The sequence below is a fragment of the Streptomyces sp. NPDC006207 genome (assembly GCF_040613835.1).
Classification (GTDB): domain Bacteria; phylum Actinomycetota; class Actinomycetes; order Streptomycetales; family Streptomycetaceae; genus Actinacidiphila.
Genome location: NZ_JBEXSX010000066.1, coordinates 43,904 through 54,959, shown reverse-complemented (window position 1 = coordinate 54,959; position 11,056 = coordinate 43,904). Strand labels below are relative to the sequence as shown.

Annotated in this window: 7 protein-coding genes; 3 read left to right on the top strand and 4 right to left on the bottom strand. The window is 70.9% G+C overall.

What is annotated here, in order from left to right; genetic code table 11:
• Positions 1-118: 118 nt before the first annotated feature.
• Both rph and ABZ312_RS36655 read right to left on the bottom strand, forming a co-directional pair.
• Positions 119-2,710, bottom strand: a complete 2,592-nt coding sequence (rph, locus tag ABZ312_RS36660; RefSeq protein WP_500439588.1) for a rifamycin-inactivating phosphotransferase — start codon at positions 2,708-2,710, stop codon at positions 119-121.
• Positions 2,711-2,958: 248 nt separating this feature from the next.
• Entirely contained in the window at positions 2,959-5,322 is a 2,364-nt protein-coding gene (locus ABZ312_RS36655; RefSeq protein ID WP_500439587.1) for a glycosyl hydrolase family 95 catalytic domain-containing protein, read from the bottom strand.
• A 351-nt stretch (positions 5,323-5,673) separates the two neighbouring features.
• On the opposite strand from ABZ312_RS36655, the gene ABZ312_RS36650 reads away from it, so the two are divergent.
• Positions 5,674-6,828, top strand: coding sequence for a bifunctional class I SAM-dependent methyltransferase/NUDIX hydrolase (locus ABZ312_RS36650; RefSeq protein ID WP_500439586.1), 1,155 nt, complete (start codon positions 5,674-5,676; stop codon positions 6,826-6,828).
• 256 nt (positions 6,829-7,084) lie between these two features.
• Here the strand turns inward: ABZ312_RS36650 and ABZ312_RS36645 are convergent, their stop codons facing one another.
• A complete protein-coding gene (locus ABZ312_RS36645; protein WP_500439585.1) occupies positions 7,085-7,771 on the bottom strand; it encodes an alpha/beta fold hydrolase in 687 nt (228 codons plus the stop codon).
• 90 nt (positions 7,772-7,861) lie between these two features.
• Here ABZ312_RS36645 and ABZ312_RS36640 point away from each other — a divergent pair, with 90 nt between their 5' ends.
• Entirely contained in the window at positions 7,862-8,824 is a 963-nt protein-coding gene (locus ABZ312_RS36640) for a helix-turn-helix transcriptional regulator (protein WP_500328326.1), read from the top strand.
• A gap of 136 nt (positions 8,825-8,960) precedes the next feature.
• Complete coding sequence (locus tag ABZ312_RS36635; protein WP_500328325.1) at positions 8,961-10,418, top strand: glycoside hydrolase family 47 protein; 1,458 nt, start codon at positions 8,961-8,963, stop codon at positions 10,416-10,418.
• A 27-nt stretch (positions 10,419-10,445) separates the two neighbouring features.
• On the opposite strand, the gene ABZ312_RS36630 is transcribed toward ABZ312_RS36635, so the two are convergent.
• On the bottom strand, positions 10,446-11,051 hold the full coding sequence (locus ABZ312_RS36630) for a PadR family transcriptional regulator (protein WP_500328323.1): 606 nt from the start codon (positions 11,049-11,051) through the stop codon (positions 10,446-10,448).
• Between the last annotated feature and the right edge of the window lie 5 nt (positions 11,052-11,056).

Sequence of the window (11,056 nt, the reverse complement as noted above, 5' to 3'; positions counted from 1 at the left end):
GAGCTCCCCGGCCCGCAGGGCGTAGAGCCCGGCGGACATGTTCCGCTCGCGCAGGAAGCCGAGGTACGCGCCCTCGTTGGCGGCCCGCTCGGCCTGATCCCGGCGCACCCCCTCTCCGTCACGGCAGGATCTCGACGTACCCGTCGGTTCCGTGCACGCGGATCCGCTGCCCGTCCCGGATCAGCCGGGTGGCCTGCTCCACGCCCACGACGGCCGGCAAGCCGTACTCCCGGGCGATCACCGCCCCGTGGGTCATCAGACCGCCCACCTCCGTCACCAGGCCTGCGATGCCGACGAACAACGGCGACCAGCTGGGGTCGGTGAAGGTCGTGACCAGGATGTCGCCCGCCTCGAGTTCGGCCTCCGCGATGTCGAGGATGACGCGGGCCCTCCCCTCGATGGTCCCGGCGGAGACCGGTACGCCGACCAGGGCGCCCGGCGGCACGTCGTCGCGCCGGTACGCCCCGGTGAGGGCCTCGCCGTCCGACGTGAGGACCCGGGGCGGTGTGAGCGCGTGGTACGACCGGAACGCGTCCTTGCGCTGCCGGATGAGCCGGGCGTCCACCTGGTGCGAGCGCACGACGTCGTGGAGTTCCTGGAAGGTGAGGAAGAAGACGTCCTCCTTCTCGGGAAGCACCTCGGCCTGCACGAGGCGTTCGGCCTCCTCCAGCAGGGCCCGCTTGTAGACGAAGTAGCGGCTGACGATGCCGTACTTCGGGTACTCCCGGTACCCGATGAAGGTCCGGACCCGATCGATCATCCGCTTGGTCTCGTCGGCCTTCCGGTCCCCGTCCGGCAGGGCCCGCAGGCGCGACAGCACGTCCCGTTCCTTCTCCTGCGCCTTCTTCCGGCCTTCCTCGAAGCGCCGCTGGGCGGCGCCAGGCTCGAAGTTCCTGACGTTGTCGAGGATCACGGGCACGAGCGTGGTGGGGCGCTCGCGCCAACGCGGCCTCGTGATGTCGATCTCGGCGACGCAGCGCATGCCGTACCGGTCGAGGTAGCCCTCGATGGCGTCGCGTGCCTCGGTGCCCCCGGCGAGCTTCGGCAGCTCGTCCAGGAAGCCCTCGTCCTGGACGTCCTGGAGGAACGCCACCACCTCGGCGTGCGGGCGGATCACGTCCGCGACGTCGAGCAGCGCCAGTCCCATCTCCGACGTGATGTTGTCGGGGGCGGACAGCGTGAGCGTGTCAGCCGCGTTCTTCTCGCCCAGCCACTCCTGCAGCTTGTCGTTGAGCCACCAGGTGGCCTCCATCCCCGCCATGATCGCCTGCATGTTCAACGGATCACCGAGGACCCGCTTGTGCTCCTCGAAGGCCTCCAGCAGGAAGGCGAACAGCGCCGGGCCGGTCTTCGCCTGGATGTCGCGCTCCAGGGCGGCGATGGACACCTGGCTGCGCTCGATCAGCTCGGTGACGATGGCCGGATCGGTCTCGATCGTGGCGGGCGCAGCGCCGAACGGGGGCTTGCCGGGAGGTGCGTCCGGGAGCGACGGGACGAAGTCGTCGCGGTCGAGGACGGTCTCCAGGGCGTCCCTGACCAGCGGATCGCCCTTCCCCATGACGTCCAGGAGGGCGGCGCGGCTCGCGGGCGAGGCCAGGCGCCGGGTGGCGTCGACGAACAGCCTCCCGCCGGCCGCGTGCATCGGCGCCATGGCCGTCAGCTGCCACATGGACAGCCCCAGGGGCTTCATGGGGTCGGTCATCATCTGCTGATGGCCGACGGAGACGTAGACGTGGTTCTCCTCGTCCCCGGCCTCGGGGATGGGGAACAGCGTCGTGATCGGCCGGCTCTGGACGATCTGGAAGGCGTCGTCGACCAGGCACCATTCGATGTCCTGCGGGCGGCCGAAGTGCGCTTCGATCCGCCGCCCGAGCTGCACGAGCCGCACGACCTGCGCATCCGTCAGCGCCGGCTCCTCCTGCCGCTGCGCGTCGATCGCCACCTCCTGCGTGCCGCCGGCCGGCAGGGCGTGAACGGCACGCTGTTTGGCGGCGATCGCCTTGGTGACGACTTCGCCGTCCCGCACCGTGTAGACGTCCGGGTTCACCAGGCCGGAGACCAGGGCCTCGCCGAGGCCGAAGCCGGCGTCCACGGTGGCGACCTTCCGGTTGCCCGTGACGGGGTCGGCCGTGAACAGGATGCCGGCCGCTTGCGGGAAGACCATCTGCTGCACGACCACGGCCATGTGGACCGTACGGTGGTCGATGCCGTTGCGCAGGCGGTAGGTCACGGCCCGCTCGGTGAACAGCGAGGCCCAGCACCGGCTGACGTGCCGGAGGATCGCCGTGGGCCCCACGACGTTCAGGTAGGTGTCCTGCTGACCGGCGAAGGAGGCCGTCGGCAGGTCCTCCGCCGTCGCGCTGGACCGGACGGCGTAGGCGGCCTGCTCGCCGAGCCGGGTGAGCGGGCGGGTGATCGCCGCCGCGAGATCGCCAGGGATGACGATCCCTTCGATGGTCCGGCGGATCTGTGCGCTGAGCCTGCGGATCGCCTCGCGGTCGTCCTGGTCCAGGCGCGACAGCTCATCGAGCCGCTCGCCGATCGACGGCGCCTGCGCCATGATCCGCCGGAAGGCGTCCGTCGTCACGCAGAAGCCGGCCGGCACGCGGATGCCTTCGATCCGCGACAGCCCGCCCAGGTGCGCGCCCTTGCCGCCGACAACCGTGACCTGCGTTTCGTCGACCTCTGGCAGATCGATCACGTACTGCACGTCGTGCCCTCATTTCCGCAGGTTGTGGCCTCGGCCGACGATTGTGCGCCACCCCCGGGGCCTTGCCGCAAGCCCCCCGGTGCGCTATACCTTGAGAATGGCAAGGAGAGACATCTCCTTGCCTTTGCCATTTCACCGTCCGCGGGAACCGGCGAGTGGACGTCCCACAGGCCTGCGGATGCGGCCGCGGAACCAGGAATGCGCAACGGCCCGCCGGAGGAACCGGCGGGCCGTCACGAAGACCGTGGCTAGGGGATGCGTATCGTCACGGACTTGCCGGGCTTGAGGGTGAGCTGCTTGCGGAAGTCGCCGGCGCGCAGCTCGGTGGCGGTCCCGCCGGTGCTGCGGACGGTCGCCTCGGTCACCTTGCCGTTGCGCCAGGACAGGTCCACCTCGAAGCCGCCGCGGGCGCCCACTCCGGTCACGGAACCCTTGGCCGCCCAGGCCTGGGGGAGTGCGGGCAGCAGCTCGATGACGCCCGGCCGTGAGTAGAGGATCATCTCCAGCGCGGCGGTGGCACCGCCCAGGTTCGCGTCGATCTGGAAGATCGTGTAGCTGCCCTGGCTGTACATGTCGAACCAGTTGGCCGAGGTGCCGTTGCCGTTGGTGATGGACGGCCGCAGCACCGTCAGGTACAGCTGGTAGGCCTTCTCCGCGTCCTTCAGCCGGGACCAGCACAACGACCGCCACGCGCACCCCCAGCCGAAACTGTCCATGCCGCGGGCGGTGAGCAGCGCACGGACCCCTTCGAGCAGCTCCGCCGGGCTGGTGTCGGCGGCGATCCGGTCGCCCGGGTAGAAGCCGATCAGCGGCGACAGGTGCCGGTGCGTGACCTCGCCGAGGTTGTCGGGGGTCATCCATTCCTCCAGCCAGCCGGTCTTCGGGCTGACCCGGGGCAGGTAGAGCTTGGCCTGCATCGCGCTGAGCTCGGCGGCCAGTTCGGTGTCCCGGTGGAGCACGCGGGAGGCGGTCTTGAACTCCTCGAAGAGCTCCCACGCCAGTTCCTGCCCGTAGGTGTTGCCCTTCCCGTCCGGACCGTGCTCCGGCGACCAGGAGGTGTCGTCGATCAGGACTTGTTGGGACGTGCCGTCCGTCCCGGTGACCGTGGTGCTGATCAGGCGCGCCTGCCAGAACTCCGCCGCCCCCTTCAGGACGGGGTAGATCAGCTCCAGGTAGGCGCGGTCCTGGCTGTACTCGTAGTGCCGCCACAGGGAGTTGCACAGCCAGGCGTTGCCGGCGGGGTGCCAGGCCCAGCCGCTGCCGCCGTGGATGTTGGTGGAGAACGCGACCGCCCACCCGGCGATCTTCCCCGTGCTGTTGCGGAACCGGTTGCGTCCGTCGTTGAACAGCCGCTTGGTGACGTCGGTCCAGACCGGCAGCTGGGACACGCAGTACCGGGCGAGGGCGTACGCGTTTTCGCCCAGACCGGCCGGGTCGGCCAGCCAGTAGTTCATCTGGACGTTGATGTCGGTGTGGTAATCGGCGTACCAGTCCGGGTTGTTGTTGTGCACCCAGATGCCCTGCAGGTTCATCGGCAGCCAGTCGCGGGAGCCGGTGATGGTGAGGTAGCGGCCGTACTGGACGTAGGCGGCCTCCAGTTCCGGGTCCGGCGTGGTCGCGTCGGTGTACCTCACGGCGATGCGGGACCAGGAGTCCAGGGACCGCTGCAGCGCCGAGGACTCGCCCAGGTCGATGCTGAACCGGTTGTAGAGCCGGTGGTAGTCGGACACATGGGTCTTGAGCAGCTCGTTGCCGGACACCTTCGCCGCGGCGGCGATCTTGGCGCGGGCCACCGCGAGGGGGTCGGTGCCCGGCTCGCGGAACTTCTTCGCGGCGTCGGGGGAGTAGTCGGTGCCGCCGCACACCACGATCAGCAGCTCCCGGCACCCGGCGAAGGACAGCTTGTCGCCCTCCACGCTGACCCGGCCCGACGCACTGACCGCGGTCACCGCCGCCGCGTAGCGCAGACCGTTCTTCAGCGTCCCGGCGAACGACACGTGCCCGCTGCCGCCCGCGGTGGTCTCGCCGTGCGTGCCGGCCAGCGAGACCGTACCGGTGTGCGGCCCGCCGCTGAGCCGGACGACGACCACGTCGTCCGGATGGCTGGCGTACACCTCGCGGCGGTGGCGGTTGCCCTCGTGCAGGTACTCCGCGCAGACCACGCCGTTGCTCAGGTCGAGCCGGCGACGGTACTTGCTCACCGCCTTGCCGGAGTGGCCGGGCAGTGCGATCCGGAGCTTGGCCAGGAGGCCGAAGCTGCCGAAGTCGTCCGGACCGTACGGCAACTGGCCGTCGTCGGTCAGGGTGTCGTTGGTGCCGCCGGTCCAGAACGCGCCGTCGGTCAGGTAGAGGAAGTCGTCCGCCGGATCACCACCGACCAGCGCGCCCAGCCGGCCGTTGCCGACCGGCAGTGCCTCCTGGATGATGCGCGCCTCGTTGGCGGGCGTGCGGTACCAAAGCGACGTGGCCTTCTCCTCCGGGACGATGTCCACGCTGGTCGGACGGGCGGGAGCGGCATGTGCGGCGAACGGGTAGAGGCCGCTCGACAGGGCGAGGGCACCACTGGTGGCGCCGGCCAGGCGGAGGAAGTCACGTCGGGAAGAAGCGGACACGGCAAGGGTTCCCTTCCAGGGTCACAGCAGCCCACGAAAAGTATTCATAAATAATCAACTTGTTTCGCCCATGTCAACGGTCGATGCCAAATTAACCCGACCTTTTCCCTTGCCGCTGTTGATCTTATGGAGTTTTAGTCCGTGATTTCCCCATCTTCGGCTCGAACTCCACGGTTCATGTTGAGAGGAGGTCGGATGTCTGCGAGGCGGCGACGAAGGTGTTCTGACGGATCGTCGGGTGTCAGTGCACGCACGCGCATCGATGGCGGCGCGTGATGTGGTGTCGAACGGCCGTCAGGGGGCAGGCGCGGCCGCACCGTGGGTAGGGACAGCACTGTGGACCCTGTCGAAGTGACGAACGCCGACGCCTGGACCGCCTACGGAGCCCACCACGTGGCCAGGGGCACCGACGTTCCCGACGCGAACGACATCTCCTGGGGCTTCTGGCCGGACGAACACGGCGTGGAGGCCCTGGGCGACGTGCGAGGGCGGCGGGTCGCGGACCTCGGATCGGGCCTGGGCAGGCATGCCGCCCACCTGGTCCGTGCGCACGGTGCCGACGTCGACGCCGTCGAAGCCTCGCCCACCCAGTACGAGCGCGCCGCCGCGCGTTACTCGGCCGTGCCGGGGCTGCGCCTGATCCTGGCCGACGCGGTCGAGCATCTGCGGCGGGCGGATCCGTACGAGGTGATCTACTCCGTCCACGGTTTCGCGTACGTCGACCCGCGACGGCTGCTGCCCGCCGTCGCGGACGCGCTGGCACCGGGCGGCAGGCTGGTGTTCTCGGTCCTGCACACCGACTCCGACGGCCAGGGCCCCTCGGACACCGTCACGGCCCGCCCGCAGATCCTGCCCCTGGCGGGCGGCGGGCAGCTGACCGTGCAGATGTGGGTCCTGGCACCGGAGTTGTGGCGGGACCTGCTGGAGGAACACGGCTTCGTCATCGAGGGGATCGAGGTCCTGGACGCGCCGGAAGAGGGTGTCCCGACGTCCTGCCGGCTGTTCCGCGTACGTCGGCGCACCCGGGTCACCAGCCGCCCCCGTACCACCGGCCCGCCGCCGCCGAACACCGCCCTCGGCGTCGGGGCGATCCTGCACGGCCCCCGCGGTCTTCTGCTGGGCCGGCATCGCCGGGGTACGTGGGAGCTGCCTGGGGGTTCGGTGGAAAGAGGGGAGTCGCTGGCCGGTACCGCCTCCCGTGAGGTGAAGGAGGAAACCGGCTGCACCGTACGCGAGGAGGACGTCGAGCTGCTCGGCCTGCTCCTGGACGAGGCCCAGGGCATGCTGCGGGCGACCGTGGCCGCGGTGATCACCGCATGGGACGGCGAACCGGCCGACCAACCCGGCGAGCGCGTGGGCGACTGGCGGTGGTGGCCGCTCGACCGGCTCCCGAACGGCCTGTTCGTCCCCAGCGCTCAGTGCCTGACCACCTGGCGCCCCGACCTGCCGATCGAGCACCCGCCCGCCCGGCTCCATCCCCTGCAGGCCCGCAGCGAACATGCGTGAGTCCAGGGAGCTCCTGGTCGTGTGAGGCGGCGAGCGGGGAGTGGACGCGGGTGCCCGTCGGGGTGTCAGGTCGGCTGCGGGCGGAGTCAGAAGGGAGGTGTGTCGTCCGCCGCGAGGGTCCATGACGGTCCGGCCGGGCGCGGGATCACCCGGTCCGCGTCCGCGTACGGTGGTCAAGATCAGCCGCGTCCATGGAGGCGCACCCTAACGCGTGCCGCCGACAGCCGTGCCCATCAAGCGCCCGGTGGCTCCCTCGTCAGGCCGCGTCGGCTGCCCCGGCCAGGATCCGGGCCAGTTCGGCGGGCTGGGTGATCATGGGCCAGTGGCCCGAGTCGATGTCGGCGAAGTCGACGTGCTTGGCCCGGGCGAGCTCCGGGACGTCGCCGGCGTTGATCCACTCCTGCGCCTGCGTGGGCGTGAACTCGGGGCATACGACCACGACCGGGACGTCGAACCTCCGTTCGTCCGTCAGTCGCACCACTGCCTTGGACACGCCTGCGGGTACCGGGATCGCGGCGGCCGCCAGCTCCCGCCTGGCGCCGTCGTCGAGGTCGGCGGCGTCCGGTCCCTCGAAGGGGCCCCAGCCGGGGAAGGGCATGACGTCGCCCGTCACCTCGAAGAAGTCGGCGTACGGCTGACCGCCGACGGTCGGGAAACCGCCGATGAGGGCGACCTTGGCGACCCGCCCCGGCCGCCGGTCGGCAGCCAGCCAGGCCAGCGTGGAGGCGGCGGAATGCCCCACCACCAGGGGCTTGCCCGGTGTGGCGTCCACCGCGGCGAGCACCGTCGCCAACTGGTCGTCGAGCGTGGCGGACACGGAGCCGTCCCCCTGGCCCGGCAGGGTGAGCGGTACGGGGCGGTGGCCGAGCGATTCGAGCGCGGACGCGACGCGGCCCCACACGGATCCGTTCAGCCACAGGCCGCCGATGAGCAGGATGTCCATGGTCGGTTTCCCTTCTCCAACTTCGTGGACGCCACCGTAGGAGGAGATCCGGACGATCCACTGCCGGTTCATCCGGATTAACCTGCTCCCGTGCCGAACGACCTCAGCCCCACCGCGCGGGCGCTGCGCGCCCTGGAGATCCTCCAGACCCGCCCCGGTACGACGGCCGGCGAACTCGCCGTGCGGCTGGGCGTCACCGAGCGCGCCGCGCGCCGGTACGTCGGGATCCTCCGGGAGGCCGGCATCCCCGTGGAGTCGGCCCGGGGGCCGTATGGCGGGTACCGGCTGGGGCGCGGGACGAGGCTGCCCCCGGTGCACTTCACGCAGTCCGAGGCCCTGGGCCTGGTGATGGCGGTGCTCAGCGCTCAGCCGGCAGCGGCCGGTACCGACGACCTGGTCGGCGCAGCCCTGGGCAAGGTCGTCAAGGCGCTTCCGGAGAGCGTCGGCCAACAGGCCGCGCTGCTGCGGGAGTACGCGTCGGCCGCGGCGGACCCGTACGCGGCGCGCCCCGATCCGGCCATCACCAGCGAAATCGTCGACGCCGTCGCGGCCCGGCGGCGCGTGTCGGTCACGTACCGCAGCGAGGCCGGCAACGAGTGGGAGGCGGAGGTGGACCCCTGGTCCATCGTCGTCCGCTACGGGCGCTGGTACGTGCTGTGCCACTCCCATCGTGCGGACGCGATCCGCACCTACCGGCTCGACCGGATCCGTGCGGTCCGGCCGACCGGGCACGGGTTCGAGCCGCCCGAGGGCCTCGACCCGGTGGCGGCGCTCGAGGAGAACCTGGGCCTGGGGTGGGAGTTCTCCACCCGCGTGGTGTTCGACGCGCCCCTGGCCGAGGTGGCCCCGTGGATCCGGCCGCCCATGGGGCGGCTGGAGCCCTCGGGGGAGGGATGCGTGCTGGTCGGCAGCACCCGCAACCCGGACATGTACGTGCAGGAATGGCTGGCGAGGGTGCCGTTCGCCTTCCGCGTCGAGGGCGGGGAGGAGCTGCGTGCCGCGGTTGCGGCGCTCGTGGCGCGTTTCACCGCCGCCGTGGCGGACCGGTCCTGACCACGGCCTCGACGCGGAAGGCGTGCGGGGTCGGCGTCGCTGCTTGAGCCGGTCATCGGCAAGGATGTCCCGTCAATGCGGTGATCTCCCGTGGGGCCGGGAAAGGGGATGGCGCATTTGGGGCATGTGTGCGGTCATGGGAACTTTCGTGGGTCCTGGCGGAGTGTCACGGCGCAGGCTGCTCGGTGCCGTGGCCGCCCTGACGCCCGTCGCTGCCGTTCCGGCCGTGCCCTCGGCCGGTGCGGCCGCCGTGGCGCCCGAGCCGTATGCGGACCTGGGGGAGGAGGCCGTCGCCTCGTTCCGTAGGTCGTGGGACGCCTACCGGCGGCTGGCCTGGGGCCGTGACGAGCTGCGGCCGCTGCGTGGCTGCGGTGCGGACTTCTTCGTCCGGGGTCACACGTTCGGCCTGACGATCGTCGAGGCGCTCGACACGCTGTACCTGATGGAGCTGGACGAGGACCTGGCCGCGGCCGTCCATTGGGTGCGCGACGAACTCGTCCTCGACCAGGACGTGTCGGTCCAGGTCTTCGAGTCGATCATCCGGCTGGTCGGCGGGCTGCTGTCGGGGTACCTGGCGACCAGGGAACCCGTGCTGCTGGATCTGGCCCGCGACCTCGCGGACCGGCTGATGCCCGCCTTCGTCAAGTCACCCACGGGCGCCCCCTACCGCTACGTCAACCTCTCCACGGGCGCGGTGGGCGGCCAGGTCAACTACGTCGCCGAGATCGGCAGCTGCATCACCGAGTTCGGGGAGCTGTCCCGGCTCACCGGCGACCGCTCCTACTACGGTGCGGCCAAGCGGGCGCTGCGCGCGGTCTACGAACGCCGCTCGCGGCTGGACCTGGTGGGCACCAGCATGAACGTCGAGACCGGGGCGTGGACCGGCACCACCGCCACCCTCGATCCGCCCGTCGACTCCTTCTACGAGAGTCTGTGGCACGGCTGGGCGCTGTACGGCGACGAGGAAGTGCACACCTGGTACACCACGCTGACCGCCGGGATCTTCCGGTATCTCGCCGACCGGGACACCGGGCGGCTGTGGTTCCGGCAGGCGCAGATGACCACGGGCCGCGCAGCCGGCCACGTCGAGTCCGGGCTGACCGCCTTCTACGCCGGCCTGCTCGCCCAGAGCGGCCACCTCGCCGGCGGCGAGAGCTACCTCGACAGCTGGACGGCCGTGCTCGACACCTTCCGACTGCCGCCGGACCTCTTCGACTACCGGACCCTGCGGGCGATCGACCCGTCCTACCCGCTGCGCCCGGAGTACGCCAACTCCTGCCTGCTCCTGTGGCTCACCACCGGGAAGGAGCTGTACCGCGCACGCGCCCGCGAGATGTTCGGCCGTCAGGAGCGCTACTGCAAGGTCCCCAACGGCTACACGGTCGTCCGGGACGTGACGGTGTCCCCGATGGAACTGGGGGACCTGACCCCGGCGTACTGGTTCAGCGAGAACGCCAAGTACTACTTCCTGCTGTTCGCCCGGGCGCGCCGCTTCGACTACCGCTCCAGCTATCTGACGACGGAGGGCAACGTCCTGCGCGGGCTGCTGGAGCCTGGTGCCGCGTCCGGCACCGTCGGCCCTGCCGGGAAGTGACGCGGGGCCGCCCGGCCGCCCCGGTGGTCACCCTTCATCGCCCGCGTGGGCGAGCAGTTCCTCGGGCGACCAGGCCAGGCGCCCGTCCGCGAAATCGGCCAGCACGCCCCGTACCCACGCCAGCTCCGCCGCCGTCATCGTGCGCACGTACCCCAGCTCCAGCGTCGCGATCCGCGGCAGCCCGCTGTCCGCTTCCCGGGCGAGGTCCGCTTCGTGCTTCGCGAGGGCCGTCTCCAGGGCCTCGGCGCGGCGGCCGAGCGCATCCCGCAGTGCCTCCGGCGTCAGCATCATGATGAGCGACAGCGCGGCGGGAAACTCGGGGAACTCCTGCTTCGGCGTGGCGAGCATCTCGTCGAGCCAGCGGTGCGCCGCCTCGCTGCCCGCCTCGGTGACCTCGTACACGGTGCGCTCCGGGTACTGCGCGTCCCGGCCCGTCTCGCGGACGGCGATCAGCCCGGCGGCGAGCAGGCGCTCCATGGTCCGGTACAGGCCGGCCCGCTGACCGACGTTGACGACCTGGTCCTTGCCCCATTCCTTGAGCAGCCGCTGGATGCCGTAGGGATGCAGCGGCTTGTAGTGCAGCAGGGCCAGGACGGTCAGGGCGAGGGGGGAACTCCGGGGCGCAGTGCTCATGGCCC